The following is a 25,842-nucleotide window of genomic DNA, read 5'->3' on the forward strand; positions in this document are numbered from 1 at the left end:
GTATTTGTAACCTCACGTCATCGTTTTTATCCTCCTTCAGGGTAATAACGACGACAAGGATGCGAATAATTTGTATTGGGGCATGCGTGTGGATCTCTTTCTGACGGGGTTCACTCTCGGAGTCTTCATGCGATGAGCAAGGAGTCATGATGTTAGATATAGTCGAACTGTCGCGCTTACAGTTTGCCTTGACCGCGATGTACCACTTCCTGTTTGTGCCACTGACGCTCGGTATGGCGTTCCTGCTGGCCATCATGGAAACGGTATACGTTCTCTCCGGCAAACAGATTTATAAAGATATGACCAAGTTCTGGGGCAAGTTGTTTGGTATCAACTTCGCACTGGGCGTGGCAACCGGTCTGACCATGGAGTTCCAGTTCGGGACTAACTGGTCTTACTATTCCCACTATGTAGGGGATATCTTCGGTGCGCCGCTGGCCATTGAAGGTCTGATGGCATTCTTCCTTGAATCCACCTTTGTAGGTCTGTTCTTCTTCGGTTGGGACCGTCTGGGTAAAGTCCAGCATATGGCGGTGACCTGGCTGGTGGCATTAGGTTCGAACCTGTCCGCGCTGTGGATCCTGGTCGCGAACGGCTGGATGCAGAACCCTATCGCGTCTGATTTCAACTTCGAAACCATGCGTATGGAGATGGTCAGCTTTGCCGAGCTGGTCCTGAACCCGGTTGCTCAGGTTAAATTCGTTCACACCGTCGCCTCTGGCTATGTGTGCGGCGCGATGTTTGTACTGGGTATCAGTTCTTACTACATGCTGCGCGGTCGTGACTTCGCGTTCGCCAAGCGCTCCTTTGCTATCGCTGCAAGCTTCGGTATGGCTGCGATTCTCTCTGTTATTGTTCTGGGTGATGAATCCGGTTACGAAATGGGCGACGTGCAGAAAACCAAACTGGCCGCTATCGAAGCCGAATGGGAAACCCAGCCGGCACCTGCTGCCTTTACGCTGTTCGGTATTCCCGATCAGGACGCGCAGGAAAACCGCTTCGCTATTCAAATCCCTTACGCGCTGGGTATCATCGCCACCCGTTCTGTTGATAAGCAGGTGACGGGTCTGAAAGAGCTGATGGTGCAGCACGAAGAGCGTATCCGTAACGGTATGAAAGCCTACTCGCTGCTGGAACAGCTGCGTGCCGGTTCTACCGACCAGGCCGTTCGCGATCAGTTTAACGACGTGAAGAAAGATCTGGGTTACGGTCTGCTGCTGAAGCGTTATACCCCGAACGTTTCTGATGCGACGGAAGCGCAGATCCAGATGGCAACCAAAGACTCAATTCCACGCGTTGCGCCACTGTACTTCGCATTCCGTATCATGGTGGGCTGCGGCATCATCATGCTGCTGATCATTGCGGCGTCCTTCTGGTCCGTGATTCGCAACCGCATCGGCGAGAAAAAATGGCTGCTGCGCACCGCGCTGTACGGTATTCCACTGCCGTGGATCGCGATTGAGTCCGGCTGGTTTGTGGCGGAATATGGCCGTCAGCCATGGGCGATCGGTGAGGTGCTGCCAACGGCGGTAGCGAACTCGTCCCTGACCGCAGGCGACCTGATCTTCTCCATGCTGCTGATTTGTGGTCTGTACACCCTGTTCCTGGTGGCTGAACTGTTCCTGATGTTCAAGTTCGCGCGCCTTGGCCCAAGCAGCCTGAAAACCGGTCGCTATCACTACGAGCAGTCCACTGCGACTACTCAGCCGGCACGCTAAGACAGGAGTCATCAAATGATCGATTATGAAGTATTGCGTTTTATCTGGTGGCTGCTGGTTGGCGTTCTGCTGATCGGTTTCGCCGTCACGGATGGTTTCGACATGGGGGTGGGGATGCTCACCCGTTTCCTCGGTCGTAATGACACCGAGCGTCGAATCATGATCAACTCCATCGCCCCGCACTGGGACGGTAACCAGGTGTGGCTGATCACCGCAGGCGGCGCGCTGTTCGCTGCCTGGCCGATGGTCTACGCGGCTGCGTTCTCCGGTTTCTATGTGGCGATGATTCTGGTGCTGGCCTCTTTATTCTTCCGTCCGGTCGGTTTCGACTACCGTTCGAAGATTGAAGATACCCGCTGGCGCAACATGTGGGACTGGGGCATCTTCATCGGTAGCTTCGTTCCACCGCTGGTGATCGGCGTGGCGTTCGGTAACCTGCTGCAGGGCGTACCGTTCCACCTGGACGAATACATGCGTCTTTACTACACCGGTAACTTCTTCCAGCTGCTGAATCCGTTTGGTCTGCTGGCCGGTGTCGTCAGCGTGGCGATGATCATCACTCAGGGCGCAACCTACCTGCAGATGCGTACCGTAGGCGAGCTGCATCTGCGCTCCCGCGCGACGGCTCAGGTTGCTGCGCTGGTTACGCTGGTCTGCTTCGCGCTGGCCGGTGTGTGGGTGGTGTACGGCATTGATGGCTACGTGGTGACGTCTGCCATTAACCACACCGCACCGTCTAACCCGCTGACCAAAGAAGTGGCGCGTCAGGCGGGAGCATGGCTGGTGAACTTCAACAATACCCCTGTGCTGTGGGCGATCCCGGCGCTGGGCGTGCTGCTGCCGCTGCTGACCATGTTGACGTCTCGTCTGGAAAAAGGCGCGCTGGCGTTCGTGTTCTCTTCACTGACTCTGGCATGCATCATCCTGACGGCGGGTATTGCGATGTTCCCATTCGTCATGCCATCCAGCACCATGCTGAATGCTAGCCTGACCATGTGGGATGCAACGTCCAGCCATATGACGCTGAACCTGATGACGTATGTTGCTTGCGTGTTCGTTCCGATTGTTCTGGCCTACACCATCTGGTGTTACTGGAAAATGTTCGGCCGCATCACGAAAGAACATATCGAAAGCAACACCCACTCTATGTATTAAGTAAGGAGCTGAATATGTGGTATTTCGCATGGATTTTAGGGACGCTTCTTGCCTGTGCATTTGGTGTCATCACTGCCCTGGCGCTTGAGCACGTAGAAGCGACCAAAGCGGGTGAAGAAAAACACTGATGAATATTATCGCGAAACTTTACGCGGTAATGGATAAGCGCCCGTTACGGGCGCTTTCTTTAGTGATGGCATTACTGCTGGCAGGCTGTATCTTCTGGGACCCTTCGCGCTTTGCAGCGAAAACCAGCGAGCTTGAAATCTGGCACGGCTTCCTCATTATGTGGGCGGTGTGCGCAGGTGTGATCCACGGCGTGGGCTTTCGTCCGAAAGCCGTTCACTGGCAGGGAATTTTTTGCCCGCTAATCGCCGATCTGGTGCTACTCGCCGGTTTGATTTTCTTCTTCTTCTGAATAAGAAATGTCCGTTAACGTTATGGGCTTACCCGAGCCCATAAAAATTTACTCTCCGTTTACTTTCCCCCATTCCAAACCATCTTTCCCGCGCGTATAGTAGCGAAGTTTAAAAGCTCTAACTTTTGTTGCATTACTGGGATGTAAAGTGAATACAACGCTGTTTCGATGGCCGGTTCGTGTCTATTACGAAGATACCGATGCCGGTGGTGTGGTTTACCACGCCAGCTACGTTGCTTTTTATGAACGGGCACGCACAGAGATGCTGCGCCATCATCACTTTAGTCAACAGGTGCTGTTGGCTGAGCGAGTTGCCTTCGTGGTACGCAAGATGACGCTTGAGTATTTTGCGCCTGCCAGACTCGACGATATGCTCGAAGTCCAAACTGAAATTACATCAATGCGCGGGACCTCACTGGTTTTCACGCAGCGGATAGTCAACGCAGAGAATACCGTACTGAACTCAGCTGAAGTGCTGATTGTTTGTGTTGATCCAACCATAATGAAGCCTCGTGCGCTTCCTAAGTCTATTGTCGCGGAGTTTAAGCAGTGACTGACATGAATATCCTTGATTTGTTCCTGAAGGCAAGCCTTCTGGTTAAACTTATCATGTTGATTTTGATTGGTTTTTCAATCGCATCCTGGGCCATCATCATCCAGAGAACGCGTATCCTCAATGCCGCTGGCCGTGAGGCTGAAGCGTTTGAAGATAAGTTCTGGTCGGGCATTGAGCTTTCTCGTCTGTACCAGGAGAGCCAGGGACGTCGTGAAAACCTGACCGGCTCCGAACAAATTTTCTATAGCGGTTTCAAAGAGTTCGCCCGTCTGCATCGTGCAAACAATCATGCGCCGGAAGCGGTGGTGGAAGGTGCCTCGCGTGCGATGCGCATTTCGATGAACCGCGAGCTGGAAAACCTTGAAACGCATATTCCTTTCCTCGGTACTGTCGGTTCCATCAGCCCGTATATCGGCCTGTTTGGTACCGTGTGGGGGATCATGCACGCCTTTATCGCGCTGGGCGCGGTGAAGCAGGCCACGTTGCAGATGGTTGCACCGGGTATCGCTGAAGCACTGATTGCGACCGCTATCGGTCTGTTTGCGGCAATTCCTGCGGTTATGGCTTACAACCGTCTGAACCAGCGCGTGAACAAACTGGAACTGAACTACGACAACTTTATGGAAGAGTTCACTGCGATTCTGCACCGTCAGGCGTTTACCAGCACCGAGAGCAACAAGGGGTAAACCATGGCCAGATCGCGTGGACGAGGTCGTCGCGAGCTCAAGTCCGAAATCAATATCGTTCCACTGCTGGACGTCCTGCTGGTACTGCTGCTGATCTTCATGGCAACAGCGCCAATCATTACCCAGAGCGTGGAAGTGGATCTGCCGGATGCGACAGAATCACAGGCTGTGAGCACCAATGACGATCCTCCGGTTATCATTGAGGTTTCCGGCGTAGGGCAATACAGCGTCGTGGTAGAAAAAGATCGTATGGATCAGCTGCCACCTGAGCAGGTTATTGCCGAAGCGCAGCGTCGCCTGGAGTCAAATCCGAAAACGGTCTTCTTAATCGGTGGCGCGAAAGACGTACCCTACGATGAAATTATTAAAGCGCTGAACTTGCTACATAGTGCGGGTGTTAAGTCAGTTGGCTTAATGACCCAACCTATTTGATCATCCGCGTAGTTTTTGGGAACCGATAGTGTCAAAGGCAACCGAACAGAACGACAAGCTTAAGCGAGCGATAATCGTCTCCGCAGTGCTGCACGTTATTCTCTTTGCAGCGCTGATCTGGAGTTCGTTCGACGAGCATATTGATGCATCAGCCGGCGGCGGTGGAGGATCTTCCATTGACGCCGTCATGGTGGATCCCGGTGCGGTAGTACAGAACTATAATCGCCAACAGCAGCAGAAGGCGAGTGCAAAACGGGCTGAAGAGCAGCGTGAAAAACAGGCGCAACAGCAAGCGGAAGAACTGCGTGAAAAGCAGGCCGCAGAGCAGGAGCGTCTGAAGCAGCTGGAGAAAGAACGTTTGCAGGCGCAGGAAGCCGCGAAAGCGCAGGCAGAGCAGCAGAAACAAGCCGAAGAGGCCGCGAAAAAAGCACAGGAACAGCAAAAGCAGGCGGAAGAGGCGGCAGCAAAAGCCGCAGCGGACGCGAAAGCACAGGCTGATGCCCAGGCGAAATTAGCGGCAGAAGCGGCGAAGAAAGCGGCTGCCGACGCCCAGAAGAAAGCGGAAGCCGAAGCGGCGAAGAAAGCGGCCGCTGATGCTCAGAAGAAAGCGGAAGCCGAAGCCGCGAAGAAAGCCGCAGCTGATGCTCAGAAGAAAGCAGAAGCGGAAGCCGCGAAGAAGGCCGCTCAGGAAGCAGAGAAGAAAGCTGCTGCCGAGGCCGCGAAGAAAGCGGCTGCTGCAGAGAAAGCAGCAGCAGAAAAAGCCGCGGCAGAAAAAGCGGCAGCCGCCGAAAAAGCCGCTGCTGACAAAAAAGCTGCAGCTGAGAAGGCCGCTGCCGATAAGAAAGCAGCAGCTGAAAAAGCGGCTGCTAAAAAGGCTGCCGCCGCTGAAAAAGCCGCTGCTGCCGCAGGGGTTGATGATCTGCTCGGCGATTTGAGCTCCGGTAAGAATGCGCCGAAAACGGGCGGTGGGGCGAAAGGAAACAACGCAGCGCCGACCGGAAGTGGTAACACTAAGAGTAACGGTGCGACAGGGGCTGAAATCAACGGTTATGCCGCGCAGATTAAATCCGCTATTGAAAGCCGATTCTATGATGCGTCTTCCTATACCGGTAAAACGTGTACGTTGCGTATAAAACTGGCTCCGGACGGCATGCTGCTGGATATTAAGTCTGAAGGTGGCGACCCGGCTTTATGTACTGCGGCCCTGGCTGCAGCGCGTCAGGCGAAGATGCCTAAACCGCCTTCGCAGGCAGTCTACGAAGTCTTCAAAAATGCGCCGCTGGACTTCAAACCTTAAGTTACATTTTCCCCGTGCAAACGGGGAAAAATAGACCAGGTTTAGTCACAGGGTTCGGGTAGTTTTGTCTATTTGAGTTTGTTAACATTCTGCTAAATTATCGTGGGTAAGGTTACCCGGATAAGGGAGATATGATGAAGCAGGCATTACGTGTAGCATTTAGTTTTTTAATGCTGTGGGCAGCAGTACTGCACGCAGAAGTACGTATCGAGATCACCCAGGGGGTGGACTCGGCACGCCCAATCGGTGTTGTTCCGTTCCAGTGGGCCGGTCCTGGCGCTGCACCTGAAGATGCCGGTGGCATCGTGGCGGCTGACCTGCGTAACAGCGGTAAATTCAACCCGTTAGATCGTTCTCGCCTGCCACAGCAGCCGGGTAGCGCGCAGGAAGTTCAGCCTGCAGCATGGTCTGCACTGGGTATTGATGCCGTGGTTGTGGGTCAGGTTACCCCTAATCCGGACGGTTCTTACAACGTGGCCTGGCAGCTGGTGGATACCGGCGGTGCACCAGGTACCGTTCTGGCCCAGAACTCTTACAAGGTCACTAAGCAGTACCTGCGCTACGCGGCACACGCTGCCAGCGATGCGGTATTTGAAAAACTGACCGGCATTAAAGGCGCGTTCCGTACCCGTATCGCGTACGTGGTGCAGACCAACGGTGGTCAGTTCCCGTATGAGCTGCGCGTATCTGATTACGATGGCTACAACCAGTTCCTGGTGAAACGCTCCTCGCAGCCACTGATGTCTCCAGCCTGGTCTCCGGACGGTTCTAAGCTGGCGTATGTCACCTTCGAAAGCGGCCGTTCTGCGCTGGTTATCCAGACGCTGGCAAACGGTGCGGTTCGTCAGGTGGCGTCTTTCCCACGTCACAACGGTGCGCCTTCGTTCTCTCCAGACGGCTCTAAACTGGCCTTTGCGTTGTCTAAAACCGGTAGCCTGAACCTGTACGTGATGGACATTGGCTCTGGCCAGATCCGTCAGGTGACCGACGGTCGCAGCAACAACACCGAACCTTCATGGTTCCCGGACAGTCAAAACCTGGCGTTTACCTCTGACCAGGCCGGCCGTCCACAAATCTACAAAGTCAACATCAACGGCGGTGCTCCGCAGCGTATTACCTGGGAAGGTTCTCAGAACCAGAACGCAGACGTGAGCAGCGACGGTAAATTTATGGTAATGGTCAGCTCCAACGGCGGGCAGCAGCACATTGCCAAACAAGATCTGGTAGCGGGTGGCGTGCAAGTTCTGTCGTCAACGTTCCTGGATGAAACGCCAAGTCTGGCACCTAACGGCACTATGGTAATCTACAGCTCTTCTCAGGGGATGGGATCTGTGCTGAATCTGGTTTCTACAGATGGGCGTTTCAAAGCGCGTATTCCGGCAACTGATGGACAGGTAAAATCACCTGCCTGGTCGCCGTATCTGTAAATAATAATTAATTGATTACTAAAGGAATCATAGAAATGCAACTGAACAAAGTGCTGAAGGGGCTGATGATCGCTCTGCCTGTAATGGCAATCGCAGCGTGTTCTTCTAACAAGAACGCCAGCAATGACCAGAGCGGCGAAGGCATGATGGGTGCCGGCACCGGTATGGACGCGAACGGCAATGGCAACATGTCTTCTGAAGAGCAGGCGCGTCTTCAGATGCAGCAGCTGCAGCAGAACAACATCGTTTACTTCGATCTGGATAAATACGACATCCGTTCTGACTTCGCGGCGATGCTGGATGCGCACGCTAACTTCCTGCGTAGCAACCCATCTTACAAAGTCACCGTAGAAGGTCACGCGGACGAACGTGGTACCCCAGAGTACAACATCTCCCTGGGTGAACGTCGTGCTAACGCTGTTAAAATGTACCTGCAGGGTAAAGGCGTTTCTGCTGACCAGATCTCCATCGTTTCTTACGGTAAAGAAAAACCTGCAGTACTGGGTCACGACGAAGCGGCTTACTCCAAAAACCGTCGTGCCGTACTGGTTTACTAAGAGAATTGCATGAGCAGTAACTTCAGACATCATCTGTTGAGTCTGTCGTTACTGGTTGGAATAGCGGCCCCCTGGGCCGCTTTTGCTCAGGCACCAATCAGTAGTGTCGGCTCAGGCTCGGTAGAAGACCGGGTCACTCAACTCGAGCGTATTTCTAACGCTCACAGCCAGCTTTTAACCCAACTCCAGCAACAACTTTCCGATAACCAGAATGATATTGACTCTCTCCGCGGTCAGATTCAGGAAAGCCAGTATCAGCTTAATCAGGTTGTTGAACGTCAGAAGCAAATCTTGTTGCAGATAGATAGCCTGAGCAGCGGTGGTGGTGCAGCAGCGCAGCCAGCCGCAGGCGATCAGAGCGGTACGGCGACGTCTACGCCAGCGCCATCTGCTGATACGTCTGCCTCAACAGGCGCGCCTGTACAGAGCGGTGACGCGAATACGGACTACAATGCGGCCATTGCCCTGGTGCAGGATCAATCTCGTCAGGATGACGCGATTGCTGCGTTTCAGAGCTTTGTTAAGAAATACCCTGATTCCACTTATCAGCCAAATGCCAATTACTGGCTCGGTCAGTTGAATTACAACAAGGGTAAAAAGGACGATGCGGCGTTTTATTTTGCCTCGGTGGTGAAAAATTACCCAAAATCGCCGAAAGCGCCAGATGCGATGTATAAGGTTGGCGTGATCATGCAGGACAAAGGCGACACGGCGAAAGCCAAAGCGGTTTATCAGCAGGTGGTCGCAAAATTCCCGGGTACCGAAGGTGCTAAGCAGGCGCAAAAACGTCTGAATTCGATGGGATGATTATCGCATGACCAGAAATCGCGTTATTTCTGGTCGTGCAGCATGATTACTAAGCAGTTAAGTGATCTTCATCGAAATTTTTGTTGCGCAGAATTCTTAAATCAGTAATATATGCCGCCGTTGCCACGGGATATCAAACAACGTGAAAGCAGCATAAAAGTGGGTCGTTAGCTCAGTTGGTAGAGCAGTTGACTTTTAATCAATTGGTCGCAGGTTCGAATCCTGCACGACCCACCACTTCGAAGAAAAAAATCCCGCAAGGGGTCGTTAGCTCAGTTGGTAGAGCAGTTGACTTTTAATCAATTGGTCGCAGGTTCGAATCCTGCACGACCCACCAGTGTAGAAAGGCGCCCTAAAGGCGCCTTTTTGCTATCTGCGGTACAACAAATGCTCCGCCCATCTATTCCCGGTGACTTTTCACGCCAGATTCGCTATCTTGTTTAGTATACAAAACACAATTGCCACGCGTTTTGCTATGTCAGGCAAATGAAAGGCAATATTGTTAAGCCCGTAAAACGAGAAGCCATAATGAGTGTGATGTTTGATCCTGAAGCCGCAATCTATCCGTTTCCGCCTAAGCCTGTCCCGCTGAGCCAGGACGAAAAGCAGTTCTACCGCGAGAAGATTAAACGTCTTCTTAAAGAGCGCGACGCGGTGATGGTGGCCCATTACTACACCGACCCGGAAATTCAGCAGCTGGCGGAAGAGACCGGGGGCTGCATTTCTGACTCACTGGAGATGGCGCGCTTCGGTGCACGGCATCCCGCTTCCACGCTGCTGGTGGCCGGCGTGCGTTTTATGGGCGAAACGGCAAAGATCCTGAGCCCGGAAAAAACCATTCTCATGCCCACGCTTAACGCGGAGTGTTCCCTGGATCTCGGCTGTCCGATTGACGAATTCACGGCCTTCTGTGATGCCCACCCTGACCGGACCGTGGTGGTTTACGCGAACACCTCGGCAGCAGTGAAAGCGCGGGCAGACTGGGTGGTCACGTCAAGCATCGCCGTTGAGCTGATTGAACATCTGGATAGCCTGGGTGAGAAGATTATCTGGGCGCCTGATCGTCATCTCGGCAATTATGTTCAGAAGCAGACGGGGGCTGACGTTCTTTGCTGGCAGGGCGCCTGTATCGTTCATGATGAGTTCAAGACGCAGGCGCTGGCGCGCATGAAGGCGCTTTATCCTGACGCCGCCATTCTTGTGCATCCTGAATCTCCGCAGTCGATTGTCGACATGGCGGATGCGGTGGGTTCAACCAGCCAGCTTATTAACGCGGCCAGGACTTTACCTCACAAGCAGCTTATCGTGGCGACCGATCGCGGTATCTTCTATAAGATGCAGCAGGCCGTGCCGGAGAAAGAGCTTCTCGAAGCGCCTACCGCAGGCGAGGGGGCAACGTGCCGCAGCTGTGCGCATTGCCCGTGGATGGCGATGAACGGCCTGAAAGCGATTGCCGAAGGGTTAGAAACCGGTGGTGCGGCGCATGAAATCCACGTGGATGCTGGCCTGCGTGAAGGCGCGTTAATTCCGCTTAACCGCATGCTGGATTTTGCGGCTACACTACGTACTTAATTCACTACGCCCCGGGGAAAAGATGGATTTTTTTAGCACACAGAACATTCTGGTTCATATACCGATTGGTGCAGGTGGCTATGACCTGTCATGGATTGAGGCCGTTGGTACGCTGGCGGGACTATTGTGTATCTGGCTGGCAAGCCTTGAGAAGATCAGCAACTATGCGTTCGGGCTGATTAACGTCACGCTGTTTGCGATTATCTTCTTCCAGATCCAGCTGTACGCCAGCCTGCTTTTGCAGCTGTTCTTCTTCGCCGCCAATATTTACGGCTGGTATGCGTGGTCGCGTCAGAACAGCCAGCAGGAGGCAGAGCTGCAGATTCGCTGGCTGCCCTTGCCGAAAGCCATCGCCTGGTTTGTCGCCTGCGTGGTGGCTATTGGCTTAATGACCGTCTTCATCAATCCGGTATTTGCGTTCCTGACCCGCATTGCCGTTTCGGTCATGTCCGGCATCGGCCTGAACGTGACGATGCCAGAACTCCAGCCGGATGCTTTCCCGTTCTGGGATTCCTGCATGATGGTGCTGTCGATTGCGGCGATGATTCTGATGACCCGTAAATACGTTGAGAACTGGCTGCTGTGGGTCATCATCAACGTTATCAGCGTGGCGATCTTCGCCCTGCAGGGCGTCTATGCCATGTCGCTGGAATATCTGTTGCTGACCTTCATCGCGCTGAACGGTAGCCGGATGTGGATTAACAGCGCGCGTGAGCGAGGCTCTCGCGCGCTTTCCAGCTAGTGGTCATGATGATGTGAATGACCGGACTGCGCCTCGTTAAGGTGGCAGTCCGGTCCGCTACAGGGCTGATACTCCATCTGAACGGTGGCATGGCTAATGTCGTAGTGATGTTCCAGGAAGTGCTGGATGCGATCGAGCAGCGCATCGTGGTCGTGAGGCGGGATCACCTGGACATGGAGCGTCATGACCGGTTTCTCCCCCACCAGCCAGACGTGCACGTGGTGGACATTGCGGACTTCCGGAACAGTACGGCGCAGGTTGCGCTTCAGCTCGTCGATGTCCATGGATGCCGGAGCCCCTTCAAGCAGTTCATTCACGCTCTCCTTCAGCAGCCGCCAGGCGCTGCGCAAGACCAGACACGACACCAGCACGGACAGAATCGGATCGACAGGCGTCCAGCCGGTATAGAGGATCACCAGCGCGGCGACAATCGCCCCGACTGAACCGAGCAAATCCCCCAGCACATGCAGAGCCGCCGCGCGCACGTTGAGGTTCTTTTCCTCGCTGCCGCGGTGCAAAATCCAGAAGGCCAGGATATTCGCCACCAGCCCTGCCACGGCAATCACCATCATTGTCGCCCCGGCAATCGGCTGAGGATGTCTGAAGCGCTGAATGGCCTCCCAGACGATAAGAATGGTAATGACCACCAGGGCAATCGCGTTAACAAAGGCGGCAAGGGTCGTCAGCCTCAGCCAGCCGAAGGTATGGCGTGTATTGGGGGGACGACGGGCAAACTGGACGGCCAGAAGGGCGAAAAGTAGCGCCGCTGCATCGGTAAGCATATGCCCGGCGTCAGCCAGTAGCGCCAGAGAGCCGGAGACCAGACCGCCGATGACCTCAATAATCATGAAGGTTGCGGTGACGCCGAAGGCCAGCAGCAATCGTTTAGCGTTGTCGTCGCCGGCGGCGTGGGAATGTGTGTGTGCCATGTTATCTTTCCTGATTCGTTATCGTTTTTAGTGTAGCGTTTTTAATAGGTTACTCAAAAAGAAAGGAGAGCCTTAGCTCTCCTTTTATCATTAATTTCACAGCCGGTTACTGAGTCGTACCATCTGTTTTGGTATTGGCATCATCCCCCACTTTGTCATTCGGGTCGGGACATTTGCCATCTTTACACATGGAGTTCTTATGAACTTCATCTTTGCTCATGCTGTCATGATTCATGGTGCCGGAGTCGGTACCGTTGGGGTGCAGCATGGTGCCGCCGGTGTTGGTGTTTCCATTATTGATCTGACTATTATCGACATTGTTCGGGGCGACGTTCTGTTTGGCATCAGGGGCGACCTGGCCTGCTGACGCAGCCGCGTTTGCATCACCGTTACCCGATGAGCCCGTTTCGGCCGCAAGAACGCTACCGCTGGCCAGGGTGAGGGTGGCAGTCAGGAAGAGGGTTGCCAGTTTTGTCATTTTCATCATGGTGCTCCTGTTCTTGTCGTTACGCTGGATAACATTTTCCAACAGTGCATCTTTTTCAGAGGCGAAAGATTCCGCCATACGGACTTACGTCAGTCGGGAATCGCGTTTAAGCGTGTAAAAATGGTTGTTACAGTTAAAAAGCTTAGGTTAGATCTCGTTTTTCGCTATTTTGTGGCGATTTTTAGGCGAATTCCAGGAATTATCTGCGTGAAGTGTAAAACCGTGTTTACACTTCCTGAGCGACAAGATAGATTGAAAGGATTGCTTTCATTACTAAAGATATGGCAGAGCTGGAACGAAGATGAATTATCAGAACGACGATTTACGTATTAAAGAGATCAATGAGTTATTACCTCCTGTAGCACTCCTTGAGAAATTCCCCGCCACTGAAAATGCCGCAAACACGGTTTCTCATGCTCGTAAAGCGATCCATAAGATCCTGAAAGGTAATGACGATCGTCTTCTGGTGGTGATTGGCCCATGCTCTATCCACGATCCTGCTGCCGCGAAAGAATACGCAGCCCGTCTGCTCACCCTGCGTGAAGAGCTGAAGGATGAGCTGGAAATCGTGATGCGCGTCTATTTTGAAAAACCGCGCACCACCGTTGGCTGGAAAGGGCTGATTAACGATCCGCACATGGATAACAGCTTCCAGATCAACGACGGCCTGCGCATTGCGCGCAAGCTGCTGCTGGAGATTAACGACAGCGGGCTGCCTGCGGCCGGTGAGTTCCTGGATATGATTACGCCCCAGTATCTGGCAGACCTGATGAGCTGGGGGGCAATTGGTGCCCGCACTACTGAATCTCAGGTTCACCGCGAGCTGGCGTCCGGTCTCTCTTGTCCGGTTGGCTTCAAAAACGGCACTGACGGCACCATTAAGGTGGCTATCGACGCCATCAACGCAGCGGGCGCACCGCACTGCTTCCTGTCCGTGACCAAATGGGGCCACTCCGCCATCGTTAACACCAGCGGTAACGGTGACTGCCATATCATTCTGCGCGGCGGCAAAGAGCCGAACTACAGCGCAAAGCATGTGGCCGAAGTCAAAGTCGGGCTGGAAAAAGCCGGGCTGCCACCGCAGGTGATGATCGATTTCAGCCACGCCAACTCCAGCAAGCAGTTTAAAAAGCAGATGGAAGTGGGCGCAGACGTCTGTCAGCAGATTGCCGGCGGTGAGAAGGCGGTAATTGGGGTGATGATCGAAAGCCATCTGGTTGAAGGTAACCAGAACCTGGAAGGCAGCGAGCCGCTGGTGTACGGCAAGAGCGTGACCGATGCCTGCATCGGCTGGGATGACACCGACGCCATCCTGCGCCAGCTGGCGAATGCGGTGAAAGCGCGTCGCGGTTAATTCTGACGGCTCAAATAAAAAAGCGCGGACGGTTCCGCGCTTTTTTTATGGTCAGCGAAAATTACTTCGCTTTACCCTGGTTCGCAACGGCCGCCGCTTTCGCTGCGATTTCGTCCGCGTTACCCAGGTAGTAGTGTTTGATTGGCTTGAAGTTTTCGTCGAACTCATACACCAGCGGTACGCCAGTTGGGATGTTCAGTTCGAGAATTTCGTCTTCACCCATGTTGTCCAGGTATTTCACCAGCGCACGCAGGGAGTTACCGTGAGCGGCGATAATCACGCGTTCGCCGCTTTTCAGACGTGGCAGAATGGTTTCGTTCCAGTAAGGCACAACGCGGTCGATGGTCAGCGCCAGGCTCTCGGTGGTTGGCAGCTCAGCGTCGGTCAGTTTCGCGTAACGCGGGTCGTGGCCCGGGTAGCGCTCGTCGTCTTTGGTCAGCTCTGGTGGGGTGACCGCGAAGCCGCGACGCCACTGTTTAACCTGCTCGTCACCGTATTTCTCAGCGGTTTCCGCTTTGTTCAGGCCCTGCAGCGCACCGTAGTGACGCTCGTTCAGTTTCCAGGATTTCTCAACCGGCAGCCAGGCCTGGTCCAGTTCGTCCAGCACGTTCCACAGGGTATGGATGGCACGTTTCAGCACAGAGGTGTAAGCAAAATCAAAGCTGAAGCCTTCTTCCTTCAGCAGTTTACCTGCTGCTTTTGCTTCGCTTACGCCTTTCTCGGACAGGTCAACGTCGTACCAACCGGTAAAGCGGTTTTCGTTGTTCCACTGGCTTTCGCCGTGACGCACCAGAACCAGCTTAGTAATAGCCATCTCTTACTCCTCAAGCATTTTTAGAATGATAACAATTCTCATTATATTGCCGTGGCCGTGCCAGCAGCAACGCTTAACCCTAACCATAGCGAAAATAGTCTCTGAGTGTAAGATGCTTGTGAATCCAGGGTTATGATTTTGTCTGCGATCGGCGCTATTTTCAGCAAGGCGCACAGAAAAAAGCCCTCCAGAAGGAGGGCTGAATATTAATGTGGAATAAAATGATATTCCGTCACGCTAACGTACTCTTCACCCGGGCGCAGCACGCAGTCCGGCTGCGGCCATTCCGGATGATTCGGGCTGTCCGGCAGGAACTCGCTCTCCAGCGCCAGGCCTTGCCAGTCGCTGTACTCTTCGTGTTCGCGCGCCGTCGTGCCGCCGAGATAGTTACCTGAGTAGAACTGCAGGGCAGGGGCAGTGGTATAAACCGTCATCTGCAGCTTCTCATCGGTGGACCAGACCTGTGCGGCAGGTTGTTTCACATCGCCTTTAGCCTGCAGCAGGAACGCGTGGTCGTAGCCTTTCACCTTGCGCTGGTCGTCATCGCTCATGAAATCCTGGGCGATGGATTTCGCGCTGCGGAAGTCAAAGCTGGTGCCGCTCACGTCTTTGAGGCCCTGGTACGGAATGCCCATCTCATCAACCGGCAGATACGCATCCGCCAGGATCTGAAGCTTGTGGTTCCGCACGTCGCACTGGTTACCGTCCAGATTAAAGTACGCGTGATTGGTCAGGTTGACCGGACACGGCTTGTCGACCGTCGCACGGTATTCAATGGCGATACGGTTGTCATCGGTCAATGTAAAGCGCGCGGAGGCGATAAGGTTACCCGGGAAGCCCTGATCGCCGTCCTGCGAATCCAGCGAGAACAGGACTTCGCCGTCGTTTTGACGAACAATCTTCCAGCGGCGTTTATCAAACCCGTCCGGGCCGCCGTGCAGCTGGTTCTCACCCTGGCTTGGAAGCAGGGTGTACTGCACGCCGTCGAGTTCAAAACGGCTCTTCGCGATGCGGTTCGCATAGCGCCCTACGGATGCACCCAGATAGGCAGACTGATTAACATACTGCTCGGGCGATGCGCAGCCGAGCAGGGTTTCGCGCACGCTGCCGTCCGGCATCGGTACGCGTGCTGAAAGAAGGGTTGCACCCCAGTCCATGAGCGTAACCACCATCCCCGCGCGATTGCGCAGGGTTAACAGGCGATACGGCAGACCATCCGGTGCGAGGGTAGGTGTTTCGTTTAGCACTGTCCGGCTCCTTGTGATGCTTTGCAAACATAGAAGGTTTCTTTGATACCTGTTTTTGCTTCGTACTGCTTCGCCACGGCGTCCTGTACAGCAGGGACCAGCTCCTCAGGCACCAGCGCAACGATGCAGCCGCCAAAACCGCCGCCCGTCATGCGTACGCCGCCTTTGTCGTCAATGACCGCTTTGACGATCTCCACCAGGGTGTCGATTTGCGGAACGGTAATCTCGAAATCATCGCGCATGGAGGCGTGAGATTCTGCCATCAGCTCACCCATGCGTTTCAGATCACCTTTCGCCAGCGCGGAGGCGGCTTCAACGGTACGGGCATTTTCCGTCAGCACGTGACGAACGCGTTTGGCGACAATCGGGTCCAGCTCGTGCGCCACTTTGTTAAATTCATTGAGCGTGACGTCGCGCAGTGCGGGCTGCTGGAAGAAGCGGGCGCCGGTTTCGCACTGCTCGCGGCGGGTGTTGTACTCGCTGCCCACCAGCGTGCGTTTAAAGTTGCTGTTGACGATCACGACAGCCGCGCCTTTTGGCAGGGGAACGGCTTTGGTGCCCAGCGAGCGGCAGTCGATCAGCAGCGCGTGCTCTTTTTTGCCCAGCGCGGAGATCAGCTGGTCCATGATGCCGCAGTTGCAGCCCACGAACTGGTTTTCCGCTTCCTGGCCGTTCAGGGCGATTTGCGCGCCATCCAGCGGCAAATGATAGAGCTGCTGGAACACGGTGCCGACGGCGACCTCCAGAGACGCAGAGGAGCTTAAGCCCGCCCCCTGCGGCACGTTGCCGCTGATGACCAAATCGGCGCCGCCGAAGTTTTTGTTACGCTTCTGCAGATGCTTCACCACGCCGCGCACGTAGTTAGACCACTGCTGGCTGTCGTGCGTCACAATCGGGGCATCGAGGGAAAACGCGTCCGTCTCATTACCGTAATCCGCCGCAATCACGCGAACCTGGCGGTCGTCGCGCTTCGCGCAGCTGATGACCGTCTGGTAATCGATGGCGCACGGCAGCACAAAGCCGTCGTTATAGTCGGTGTGTTCACCAATCAGGTTGACGCGGCCAGGTGCCTGAATTACGTGGGTGGCAGGGTAGCCAAATTTCTCAGCAAACAGGGATTGTGTTTTATCTTTCAGACTCATCTTTTAGACTCCTGATTCGCGATAGTGGACGTCGCTAACGGCACGCAGACGTTCAGCCGCCTGTTCCGCCGTCAGATCACGCTGGGTTTCTGCCAGCATTTCGTAGCCCACCATAAATTTACGCACCGTCGCAGAGCGCAGCAGCGGCGGATAGAAATGGGCGTGCAGCTGCCAGTGCTGATTCTCTTCCCCGTTAAACGGTGCGCCGTGCCAGCCCATGGAGTACGGGAAGGAGCACTGGAACAGGTTGTCGTAACGGCTGGTCAGCTTTTTCAGCGCCAGGGCAAGGTCGTCGCGCTGCGCGTCGCTGAGTTCGGTGATGCGCTGCACGTGCGCTTTCGGCAGCAGCAGCGTCTCAAACGGCCAGGCGGCCCAGTAAGGCACGACGGCCAGCCAGTGTTCGGTCTCCACCACGGTACGGCTGCCGTCGGCCAGCTCACGCTGCGCGTAATCCACCAGCATCGATGAGCCGTTTTCTGCGTAATACGCTTTTTGCAGGCGGTCTTCACGCTCGGCTTCGTTAGGCAGGAAGCTGTTCGCCCAGACCTGGCCGTGCGGGTGCGGGTTAGAGCAGCCCATGGCCGCACCTTTATTTTCAAACACCTGCACCCATGGGTAAGTTTGACCCAGCTCGGCGGTTTGCGCCTGCCAGGTGCTGACCACCTCTTTCAGTGCCTCAACGCTCAGCTCCGGCAGCGTTTTGCTGTGATCGGGGGAGAAGCAGATCACGCGGCTGGTACCGCGCGCGCTTTCACAGCGCATCAGCGGATCGTGGCTTTCCGGCGCGTCCGGCGTGTCGGTCATCAGGGCGGCAAAATCGTTGGTAAACACGAAGGTGCCTTTGTAGTCCGGGTTTTTATCCCCGGTGACGCGCGTGTTGCCCGGACAGAGGAAGCAGTCCGGGTCGTGCTGCGGCAGGGTCTGTTTTGCAGGCGTCTCCTGCGCCCCCTGCCAGGGGCGCTTGGCGCGATGCGGAGAAACTAAAATCCATTGCCCGCTTAACGGGTTAAAACGACGATGCGGATGATCGACGGGATTAAATTGCGTCATGACGGATCCTTAGTCCGGATAGCCTTGCGGGTGGCGTGACTGCCAGTGCCAGGTATCCTGTGCCATTTCATCAAGCGTGCGCGTGACACGCCAGTTAAGCTCTTTGTCGGCTTTGGTGGCGTCGGCCCAGTAAGCAGGCAGATCGCCCTCACGACGCGGTGCGAAGTGGTAGTTCACCGGCTTGCCGCAGGCTTTGCTGAAGGCGTTAACCACGTCCAGCACGCTGCTGCCGACGCCAGCGCCGAGGTTGTAAATATGCACGCCCGGTTTATCCGCCAGCTGCTGCATGGCCGCAACGTGGCCGTCGGCCAGATCCATCACGTGGATATAGTCGCGCACGCCGGTGCCGTCTTCGGTCGGGTAGTCATTGCCAAAAATCGCCAGCGACTCGCGGCGGCCTACGGCCACCTGGGCGATATACGGCATCAGGTTGTTCGGAATGCCCTGCGGATCTTCCCCCATATCGCCAGACGGATGCGCACCGACCGGGTTGAAGTAGCGCAGCAGCGCGATGCTCCACTCCGGCTGGGCTTTTTGCAGGTCGGTCAGGATCTGCTCCACCATCAGCTTGCTTTTGCCGTACGGGCTCTGCGGCGTCCCGGTCGGGAAGCTTTCAACGTAAGGGATTTTAGGCTGATCGCCGTAGACGGTGGCGGAAGAGCTAAAGATGAAGTTTTTGACGTTGGCCGCACGCATGGCGGAAATTAGACGCAGGGTGCCGTTGACGTTGTTATCGTAATACTCAAGCGGCTTAGCAACGGATTCACCGACCGCTTTCAGACCCGCGAAGTGGATCACCGCTTCAATGGCGTGGTCGTGAAGGATCTCGGTCATCAGCGCTTCGTTACGGATGTCGCCTTCCACGAACGTCGGGTGTTTACCGCCAAGACGTTCAATCACAGGCAGCACGCTGCGCTTACTGTTGCACAGGTTGTCGAGAATGATGACGTCATGGCCGTTTTGCAGCAGCTGCACGCAGGTATGACTACCGATGTAACCGCTACCACCTGTTACCAGAACTCGCATATTTCGCTCCATTGGGCTTATGGTATGTAATAACCATAGCATAACAGAGACGCGAAAAGTGTGACATGGGATAAAATAGTGGAATCGTTTACACTGTTTTTAAAATCCGATTTTCAGCTACCGTGGGGCATTGTAGATCAACGGGATAGCAATGTATTAGTGCAGGTTATCTGAAAAACGGAGGGCGGTGCCCTCCGGGGATTAATCGATTTTGCTTTGCCGATAGTAATAGTGCTCACCGTCCGGAACAAACTCCAGGCGATGGGTGATGCAGGAGGGGGCATCTTCGGCATGATGTGAAACGAACAGCAGCTGCGTTTCACCTTCGCTAATCAGGACATCCACAAAGCGGCGGATAAGCTGGCGGTTCAACGGGTCGAGTCCCTGCAGCGGTTCGTCGAGGATCAGCAGCGTAGGGTGTTTCACCAGCGCGCGAACGATCAGCGCCAGACGCTGCTGCCCCCACGAAAGACTATGAAACGGCGCGTCAGCAACCCGGTTGTCCATGCCCAGAATGTCCAGCCACTGCTGGGCCAGCTTGTGCTGTTTGTCCGACACCGCCTGATAAATGCCGATGGAGTCAAAATACCCGGAGAGGATCACGTTGCGTACCGTGGTACTGACCCGGTAATCCAGATGCAGGCTGCTGCTGACGTAGCCGATATGTTTTTTGATATCCCAGATGGTTTCGCCGCTGCCGCGACGCCGACCGAACAGCGTGAGGTCGTTGCTGTAGCCCTGCGGATGATCGCCGGTAATCAGGCTCAGCAGCGTGGATTTTCCCGCGCCGTTGGGGCCAACAATCTGCCAGTGCTCACCTGGATTGACCGTCCAGTTGAGGTGATTAAGGATCGGGCGATCGTCATAAGCGACCACCCCATCGCGCAGCACGATGCGCGGCTGGTGGGGATCAAGCGCGTGGCGCGCCGACGGGGCGTCGGGTTCCGGAAGGGTAATACCGTCGAGCTGTTCGCTGTGCGCGAGCTGGGCAATCAGCGCCTGCTTAAGCAGCGCGGTTTTTTCGCCGGTCTCTGTCAGGTTACAGTCGGCCAGGACGCCCGCGTGCTGGATAAAGCCCGGAATTTCATCAAAACGGTTAAGCACCAGCACGAGGGTATATCCCTGCTGATTAAGCGACGCCAGCAGAGACGCCAGCTGCGCCCGGGACTGCACGTCAAGACCGTCGAACGGTTCGTCCAGAATAAGCAGTTCAGGTTCGCTCATCAGCGCCTGACAAAGCAGCGTTTTTCGCGTCTCGCCGGTCGAAAGGTATTTAAAGCGCCGGTTCAGCAGAGGGGTGATACCGAACTGTTCTGCCAGGCGCTGGCAGCGGGCGGGATCCTTCACTTCATCCTGAATAATTTCCGCCGTCGTACGGCCGGTATCCTCTTCGCCAGGGCTGAGCAAATCGGTGTTGTTGCGCTGCCACTCGTCGCTGACCAGCTTTTGCAGTTGTTCAAACGACAGGCGCGTCAGGCGCGTAAAGTCGCTCTGGTATTCGCCCTTGAGGAGGTTGAGCTCTCCGGCCAGCGCGCGGGCCAGCGCGGATTTACCGCTGCCGTTTGTGCCGACAAACGCCCAGCTTTCACCCGCGCGTAGCGTCAAATCAGCAATCGTCAGCGTTCGGGTATCGCTAAGACGAAACGTGCCTTGCGAAATATGCAATGATGACATGGTTTATCCCTGTTTTTGCAGCACCAGATATCAGGGATACGCACTGTCGGTACGATTGTCAATGTGCTCAGCACAAAGTGGCGATAATCACCCGGTCCGCGTTGAAATACGCGGTGACGGCAGCACCTTCTTCTAAGTTGTCCGACTCGCTGAGCGGTACGGTCGCGCAAAGCGGCTGTCCATCTGCCAGGGTCATCTGCACTTCGCACTGCGTCTGGCCGCGTTCAATAAGGCTGATGGTGCCCTGCAGCTGGTTATCTGCTGTCTTTGCCGCGTCGGGATCGCGTGTAATACTGACCCACGGCGCCTTCAGGAGCACCAGCACCTCTTTCCCTTCATCCAGTTCAAGACGTTCCGCGCTTTGCGCCGTTATGGCGGCCTTCAGACGGGTGGTGCCATCGGCAAGCAGGATCTCAATATGCTGCTGTATCTGCAGATTGTCGCGCGCCGTCACCGTACCAAACCACTGGTTGCGGGCGCTGGTTTGTAGCGAGAAGCGGGAAATGGCGGCCAGCAGACTGTCCAGCGGAACGTGATCGTCATCGCTTAACGCATCGAACGCTTTTTGCTGAATCTGGGCCAGCAGATCGTAAAGCTGAATAAGGCGCTGGCCATAACGCGTCACGATTGCACCGCCGCCGCCTTTGCCGCCCGTGGCTCTGTCCACCAGCGGCTGTTCGCTCAGGGTGTTCATGTCGTTGATGGCGTCCCAGGCACTTTTGTAGCTGATGCCCGCGTTTTTCGCCCCCTGGCTAATCGAGCCCGTTTGTTCTATTTGTTTAAGCAGGGCGATACGTCGCGGATCGGCGAAAAGCTTTTGCTGAAGTCGGAGTGTGAGAAGAATTTCGGCCTGCATAACAGTGTCCTGGCAAAAAGGGTATTGTGACCCAAATGGTGCAGGGCGCAAAGGGTACCGCACAAAAGGGGATGTTTTTCTCAGTTGAAAGGGTAGAATAAGCTGTTCACAATATCTGGAGAAAACCATGTTAGAGTTGTTGAAAAGTCTGGTATTCGCCGTGATCATGGTACCAGTAGTGATGGCCATCATCCTCGGTGCCATCTACGGCCTGGGTGAAGTGTTCAACGTCTTTTCGAACATTGGTCACAGAGACCAGGCTAAAAAGCAGCATTGATTCCCCCCAAAACGCCCGGCTTGTCCGGGCGTTTTGCTCTCAAGATTTTCCCATTTTCGCCGATACTCTTTAACGCACCACGCCGGTTTACCTCTTCAGCGGTACGATTAAACGCTGGGATCTCCCTGACGTTACCGTTATATTAATTTGTATATAACGATACTCACAGGAGTTACAGATGGCACGTACCTGGGTACGCCTTTTCGCAGGCGCAACGCTGACGCTTTCCCTTACCGGACACGCGCTGGCGGACGACGGTAAAATCACGGTCTTTGCGGCGGCGTCGCTGACTAACGCGCTGCAGGATATCGCGGCGGCGTATAAAAAAGAGAAAAACGTCGAGGTGGTCTCCTCGTTTGCCTCTTCCTCGACGCTCGCGCGCCAGATAGAAGCGGGCGCGCCGGCGGATCTGTTCATCTCGGCTGACCAGAAGTGGATGGATTACGCGGCGGAGAAAAAAGCGATTGATGCGGCAACCCGCGAAACGCTGCTGGGGAATAGCCTGGTTGTCGTGGCGCCAAAAGCCAGCGCCCAGGCTGACTTCACCATCAACAAAGAGACCCACTGGATAAGCCTGCTGAACGGCGGGCGTCTGGCGGTGGGCGATCCGGAGCACGTTCCGGCCGGGATCTACGCCAAAGAAGCGCTGCAAAAATTGGGCGCATGGGAGACATTGTCACCGAAGCTGGCCCCGGCGGAAGATGTCCGCGGCGCGCTGGCGCTGGTGGAACGCAACGAAGCCCCGCTGGGCATTGTGTATGGCTCTGATGCCGTTGCCAGTAAGGGTGTGAAAGTGGTGGCAACGTTCCCGGAAGACTCCCACAAGAAAGTGGAATATCCTGTTGCGATTGTTGATGGACATAAAAATGCGACCGTGACGGCCTTCCGCGATTATCTGAAGGGGCCGGAAGCGTCCGCGATCTTTAAACGTTACGGATTTACGACTCACTGATGATATTGACCGATCCTGAATGGCAGGCTGTTCTGCTGAGCCTTAAAGTCTCTTCCCTGGCGGTTGCGCTGAGTTTGCCCTTTGGGATCTTCTTTGCCTGGCTACTGGTTCGCTGTCGGTTTCCCGGCAAAGCGCTGCTCGACAGCGTGCTTCATCTTCCGCTCGTGTTGCCGCCCGTGGTGGTCGGTTATCTGCTGTTAATTTCCATGGGGCGACGCGGTTTTATTGGCGAAAAACTTTACGACTGGTTTGGGCTGACCTTTGCGTTTAGCTGGCGCGGAGCGGTACTGGCGGCGGCGGTAATGTCATTCCCGCTGATGGTGAGGGCGATCCGCCTCGCGCTGGAAGGCGTGGACATGAAGCTCGAACAGGCGGCCCGTACGCTCGGTGCCGGGCGCTGGCGCGTCTTTTTCACCATCACGCTTCCCCTGACGTTACCCGGCATTATTGTCGGGACGGTACTGGCGTTCGCCCGCTCGCTGGGCGAGTTTGGCGCGACCATCACCTTCGTCTCGAACATCCCCGGCGAGACGCGAACGATTCCGTCGGCCATGTATACCCTGATTCAAACGCCGGGCGGAGAGGGCGCGGCGGCGCGGCTGTGTATCATCTCAATCGTACTAGCCCTGGTATCGCTGCTGGTGTCGGAATGGCTGGCGCGGCTGAGCCGCGAGCGGATGGGGAAATAAGCATGCTGGAACTGAATTTCACCCAGACGCTGGGAAACCATACCCTGACGCTTAACGAGACGCTGCCTGCAAGCGGTATCACCGCCATCTTCGGCGTCTCGGGGGCGGGAAAAACGTCGCTGATAAATGCCATCAGCGGCCTGACGCGCCCGCAGTCAGGACGGATTGTATTGAATAACCGCGTCTTAAACGACGTGGAAAACAAGGTTTATCTCACGCCGGATAAACGCCGCATTGGCTATGTTTTCCAGGACGCGCGCTTATTCCCGCACTACAGCGTGCGCGGCAACCTGCGTTACGGCATGGCGAAAAGCATGGCCGGACAGTTTGATAAGCTGGTGACGCTTTTAGGCATTGAGCCACTGCTCGACAGACTGCCCTCGTCGCTTTCCGGCGGAGAAAAACAGCGCGTGGCCATTGGCCGCGCGTTGCTGACCGCGCCCGAACTGCTGCTGCTCGACGAACCGCTGGCCTCGCTGGATATTCCGCGCAAACGTGAGCTCCTGCCCTACCTGCAGCGCCTGACGCGAGAAATTAATATTCCGATGCTCTATGTCAGCCATTCGCTGGATGAGATCCTCCATCTGGCCGACAAAGTGCTGGTGCTGGAAGAGGGCAGCGTCAAGGCCTTCGGCAACCTGGAAGAGGTCTGGGGCAGCAGCGTAATGCACCCGTGGTTACCCCGGGAACAGCAGAGCAGCATCCTGAAGGTGAGCGTGCTGGAACACCATCCGCACTACGCGATGACGGCGCTGGCGCTGGGCGATCAGCACCTGTGGGTCAATAAGATCGACAAGCCGTTGCAGTCCGCGCTGCGTATTCGTATTCAGGCATCAGACGTCTCGCTGGTGCTGCAGCCGCCGCTGCAAACCAGTATTCGAAATATCCTGCGCGCCAAAGTCGCGGAGTGTTTTGATGATAACGGCCAGGTGGAAGTGAAGCTCGAGGTGGGAAGCCGAACGCTCTGGGCGCGCATCAGCCCGTGGGCCAGGGATGAGTTAGGGATCAAACCCGGCCTGTGGCTTTACGCGCAAATTAAGAGCGTCTCGATCACCGCCTGATTACAGCAGGTGGGTATAAATATACTGCGCGATGCTGTCGGTGGTGTTGTCGCCAATCACCACGTTAGCGCGCGCTTTTACCGCGTCGTCGGCATTGCCCATCGCCACGCCCGTACCGACGGCTTCCAGCATGCTGATGTCGTTGTAGTTGTCGCCGAAGGCGATCGCGTCCTGCATTGACCAGCCCTGTGATTCCACATACTGCGTCAGACGCTTGCCTTTGCTGTTGCCTTTGCGGGCAATATCCACCTGATCGTGCCAGGACCACTCGCACTCCAGCCCCAGCGTTTCCTCGACGTGCTTCGCGAAGGTATTCAGTTTGGTCGTGTCTTCATCCGTCAGGGCGAATTTCCAGATAGCCTCAACGTCCTGGGCTGCCTGACGCAGGGAGGAAACCTGGGTAAAGACCGGACGCTGCGCTTCAGGCAGGGACAACGCCCAGTTGCTGGTGCGCACCACGTGGCCGGTAGGGCGCTCGTAGACCATTGCGTTATCCACATACATCAGGCCGTGAATGGCATGCTCATCCAGCAGATCAATCAGTTGCAGCGCCTGGGGAACCGGCAGCGGGTCGGAGGCTAAAACCTTTTTTGCCTGATAATCATACAAATAAGTGCCATTACAACAAATTGCAGGTGTATCTAACGCCAGTGCCTGATAAAAAGGGTGAATGGCTACGTGATGTCGACCCGTTACGATAAGGAGTTGATATCCCGCTTCCTGCGCGCGTTTAAGCGCTTCAAGGGAGGAGGGGAGAAGGGTTTTTTGCGGCGTCAGTAAGGTACCGTCTAAATCCAGAGCAATCACACGCGAGGTCATCTGTTTTCCCGGGTTAATATTGAATTTACGTTTTGATGGGATGGTACACCGAGAGGCGAATGCTTCAAAATTCCTGTCGACAATTCAGCATTCACCGT

Annotated in this window: 28 protein-coding genes and 2 tRNA genes; 20 read left to right on the forward strand and 10 right to left on the reverse strand. The window is 55.3% G+C overall.

The window, feature by feature from the left end; translation table 11 throughout:
• Positions 1-149: 149 nt before the first annotated feature.
• The 15 genes from cydA to pnuC all read left to right on the forward strand — a co-directional run bounded on the left by cydA (position 150) and on the right by pnuC (position 11,367).
• Positions 150-1,718 (forward strand): cytochrome ubiquinol oxidase subunit I, encoded by a 1,569-nt coding sequence (gene cydA / locus C6A40_RS01940; RefSeq protein WP_008501098.1) that lies wholly within the window; start codon positions 150-152, stop codon positions 1,716-1,718.
• A 15-nt stretch (positions 1,719-1,733) separates the two neighbouring features.
• Positions 1,734-2,873, forward strand: coding sequence for a cytochrome d ubiquinol oxidase subunit II (gene cydB / locus C6A40_RS01945; RefSeq protein WP_023293006.1), 1,140 nt, complete (start codon positions 1,734-1,736; stop codon positions 2,871-2,873).
• A gap of 14 nt (positions 2,874-2,887) precedes the next feature.
• Positions 2,888-3,001: a cytochrome bd-I oxidase subunit CydX gene (cydX, locus tag C6A40_RS01950; protein ID WP_003858598.1), complete on the forward strand. Its 114-nt coding sequence runs from the start codon at positions 2,888-2,890 to the stop codon at positions 2,999-3,001.
• Positions 3,001-3,291, forward strand: a complete 291-nt coding sequence (ybgE, locus tag C6A40_RS01955) for a cyd operon protein YbgE (RefSeq protein ID WP_008501100.1) — start codon at positions 3,001-3,003, stop codon at positions 3,289-3,291. The genes cydX and ybgE overlap by 1 nt, the downstream gene beginning before the upstream one ends.
• 148 nt (positions 3,292-3,439) lie before the next feature.
• The gene (gene ybgC / locus C6A40_RS01960) at positions 3,440-3,844 is read left to right on the forward strand and encodes a tol-pal system-associated acyl-CoA thioesterase (protein WP_003858593.1); all 405 of its coding nucleotides are present in this window, start codon (positions 3,440-3,442) and stop codon (positions 3,842-3,844) included.
• Positions 3,841-4,533: a Tol-Pal system protein TolQ gene (gene tolQ, locus C6A40_RS01965; protein ID WP_008501101.1), complete on the forward strand. Its 693-nt coding sequence runs from the start codon at positions 3,841-3,843 to the stop codon at positions 4,531-4,533. Before ybgC ends, tolQ begins: the two co-directional genes overlap by 4 nt.
• A gap of 3 nt (positions 4,534-4,536) precedes the next feature.
• Positions 4,537-4,965 (forward strand): colicin uptake protein TolR, encoded by a 429-nt coding sequence (gene tolR / locus C6A40_RS01970; RefSeq protein WP_003858589.1) that lies wholly within the window; start codon positions 4,537-4,539, stop codon positions 4,963-4,965.
• A gap of 28 nt (positions 4,966-4,993) precedes the next feature.
• Entirely contained in the window at positions 4,994-6,262 is a 1,269-nt protein-coding gene (gene tolA / locus C6A40_RS01975) for a cell envelope integrity protein TolA (protein ID WP_008501102.1), read from the forward strand.
• Between the two features lie 134 nt (positions 6,263-6,396).
• Complete coding sequence (gene tolB, locus C6A40_RS01980) at positions 6,397-7,689, forward strand: Tol-Pal system beta propeller repeat protein TolB (protein ID WP_013097529.1); 1,293 nt, start codon at positions 6,397-6,399, stop codon at positions 7,687-7,689.
• A 35-nt stretch (positions 7,690-7,724) separates the two neighbouring features.
• Positions 7,725-8,246 carry a peptidoglycan-associated lipoprotein Pal gene (pal, locus tag C6A40_RS01985; protein WP_003858578.1) on the forward strand — a complete coding sequence of 174 codons (522 nt, stop codon included), beginning with the start codon at positions 7,725-7,727 and terminating at the stop codon, positions 8,244-8,246.
• A gap of 9 nt (positions 8,247-8,255) precedes the next feature.
• Positions 8,256-9,053: a cell division protein CpoB gene (gene cpoB, locus C6A40_RS01990; RefSeq protein WP_045335493.1), complete on the forward strand. Its 798-nt coding sequence runs from the start codon at positions 8,256-8,258 to the stop codon at positions 9,051-9,053.
• A 161-nt stretch (positions 9,054-9,214) separates the two neighbouring features.
• Positions 9,215-9,290: transfer RNA gene (locus C6A40_RS01995), tRNA-Lys, on the forward strand.
• Positions 9,291-9,314: 24 nt separating this feature from the next.
• Positions 9,315-9,390 (forward strand) — tRNA-Lys (locus tag C6A40_RS02000).
• Positions 9,391-9,581: 191 nt separating this feature from the next.
• Positions 9,582-10,625: a quinolinate synthase NadA gene (gene nadA, locus C6A40_RS02005; RefSeq protein ID WP_023293004.1), complete on the forward strand. Its 1,044-nt coding sequence runs from the start codon at positions 9,582-9,584 to the stop codon at positions 10,623-10,625.
• Between the two features lie 22 nt (positions 10,626-10,647).
• Positions 10,648-11,367: a nicotinamide riboside transporter PnuC gene (gene pnuC, locus C6A40_RS02010; protein ID WP_023293003.1), complete on the forward strand. Its 720-nt coding sequence runs from the start codon at positions 10,648-10,650 to the stop codon at positions 11,365-11,367.
• Here pnuC and zitB read toward each other — a convergent pair.
• Together zitB and C6A40_RS02020 are read right to left on the reverse strand one after the other, a co-directional pair.
• Positions 11,364-12,296, reverse strand: coding sequence for a CDF family zinc transporter ZitB (gene zitB / locus C6A40_RS02015; protein ID WP_008501107.1), 933 nt, complete (start codon positions 12,294-12,296; stop codon positions 11,364-11,366). The two genes, pnuC and zitB, sit on opposite strands and share 4 nt — an antisense overlap.
• A 106-nt stretch (positions 12,297-12,402) precedes the next feature.
• On the reverse strand, positions 12,403-12,780 hold the full coding sequence (locus C6A40_RS02020) for a YbgS-like family protein (RefSeq protein ID WP_008501109.1): 378 nt from the start codon (positions 12,778-12,780) through the stop codon (positions 12,403-12,405).
• A 304-nt stretch (positions 12,781-13,084) separates the two neighbouring features.
• On the opposite strand from C6A40_RS02020, the gene aroG reads away from it, so the two are divergent.
• The gene (gene aroG, locus C6A40_RS02025) at positions 13,085-14,137 is read left to right on the forward strand and encodes a 3-deoxy-7-phosphoheptulonate synthase AroG (RefSeq protein ID WP_008501110.1); all 1,053 of its coding nucleotides are present in this window, start codon (positions 13,085-13,087) and stop codon (positions 14,135-14,137) included.
• 61 nt (positions 14,138-14,198) lie between these two features.
• Here the strand turns inward: aroG and gpmA are convergent, their stop codons facing one another.
• The 7 genes from gpmA to modE form a co-directional block, all read right to left on the reverse strand.
• Positions 14,199-14,951, reverse strand: coding sequence for a 2,3-diphosphoglycerate-dependent phosphoglycerate mutase (gene gpmA, locus C6A40_RS02030; protein ID WP_008501111.1), 753 nt, complete (start codon positions 14,949-14,951; stop codon positions 14,199-14,201).
• Between the two features lie 206 nt (positions 14,952-15,157).
• Positions 15,158-16,198: a galactose-1-epimerase gene (galM, locus tag C6A40_RS02040; protein WP_045336653.1), complete on the reverse strand. Its 1,041-nt coding sequence runs from the start codon at positions 16,196-16,198 to the stop codon at positions 15,158-15,160.
• A complete protein-coding gene (galK, locus tag C6A40_RS02045; protein ID WP_045336655.1) occupies positions 16,192-17,340 on the reverse strand; it encodes a galactokinase in 1,149 nt (382 codons plus the stop codon). Before galK ends, galM begins: the two co-directional genes overlap by 7 nt.
• A 3-nt stretch (positions 17,341-17,343) precedes the next feature.
• The gene (gene galT / locus C6A40_RS02050) at positions 17,344-18,390 is read right to left on the reverse strand and encodes a galactose-1-phosphate uridylyltransferase (protein ID WP_023343607.1); all 1,047 of its coding nucleotides are present in this window, start codon (positions 18,388-18,390) and stop codon (positions 17,344-17,346) included.
• Between the two features lie 9 nt (positions 18,391-18,399).
• Entirely contained in the window at positions 18,400-19,416 is a 1,017-nt protein-coding gene (gene galE, locus C6A40_RS02055; protein WP_008501115.1) for a UDP-glucose 4-epimerase GalE, read from the reverse strand.
• 201 nt (positions 19,417-19,617) lie between these two features.
• Positions 19,618-21,090, reverse strand: a complete 1,473-nt coding sequence (modF, locus tag C6A40_RS02060; RefSeq protein WP_045336657.1) for a molybdate ABC transporter ATP-binding protein ModF — start codon at positions 21,088-21,090, stop codon at positions 19,618-19,620.
• Positions 21,091-21,157: 67 nt separating this feature from the next.
• Positions 21,158-21,946 (reverse strand): molybdenum-dependent transcriptional regulator, encoded by a 789-nt coding sequence (gene modE / locus C6A40_RS02065; RefSeq protein WP_045336659.1) that lies wholly within the window; start codon positions 21,944-21,946, stop codon positions 21,158-21,160.
• Positions 21,947-22,073: 127 nt separating this feature from the next.
• On the opposite strand from modE, the gene C6A40_RS02070 reads away from it, so the two are divergent.
• The 4 genes from C6A40_RS02070 to modC all read left to right on the forward strand — a co-directional run bounded on the left by C6A40_RS02070 (position 22,074) and on the right by modC (position 24,925).
• Entirely contained in the window at positions 22,074-22,223 is a 150-nt protein-coding gene (locus tag C6A40_RS02070) for an AcrZ family multidrug efflux pump-associated protein (RefSeq protein ID WP_008501118.1), read from the forward strand.
• Between the two features lie 178 nt (positions 22,224-22,401).
• A complete protein-coding gene (gene modA / locus C6A40_RS02075) occupies positions 22,402-23,175 on the forward strand; it encodes a molybdate ABC transporter substrate-binding protein (protein ID WP_045336662.1) in 774 nt (257 codons plus the stop codon).
• Positions 23,175-23,864 carry a molybdate ABC transporter permease subunit gene (gene modB, locus C6A40_RS02080; RefSeq protein WP_023326931.1) on the forward strand — a complete coding sequence of 230 codons (690 nt, stop codon included), beginning with the start codon at positions 23,175-23,177 and terminating at the stop codon, positions 23,862-23,864. Before modA ends, modB begins: the two co-directional genes overlap by 1 nt.
• A gap of 2 nt (positions 23,865-23,866) precedes the next feature.
• The gene (modC, locus tag C6A40_RS02085) at positions 23,867-24,925 is read left to right on the forward strand and encodes a molybdenum ABC transporter ATP-binding protein ModC (protein ID WP_008501121.1); all 1,059 of its coding nucleotides are present in this window, start codon (positions 23,867-23,869) and stop codon (positions 24,923-24,925) included.
• On the opposite strand, the gene C6A40_RS02090 is transcribed toward modC, so the two are convergent.
• Positions 24,926-25,744, reverse strand: a complete 819-nt coding sequence (locus tag C6A40_RS02090; RefSeq protein ID WP_008501122.1) for a pyridoxal phosphatase — start codon at positions 25,742-25,744, stop codon at positions 24,926-24,928.
• Between the last annotated feature and the right edge of the window lie 98 nt (positions 25,745-25,842).

The organism is Enterobacter sp. GER_MD16_1505_Eko_090 (assembly GCF_003331015.1).
Taxonomy (GTDB): domain Bacteria; phylum Pseudomonadota; class Gammaproteobacteria; order Enterobacterales; family Enterobacteriaceae; genus Enterobacter; species Enterobacter roggenkampii.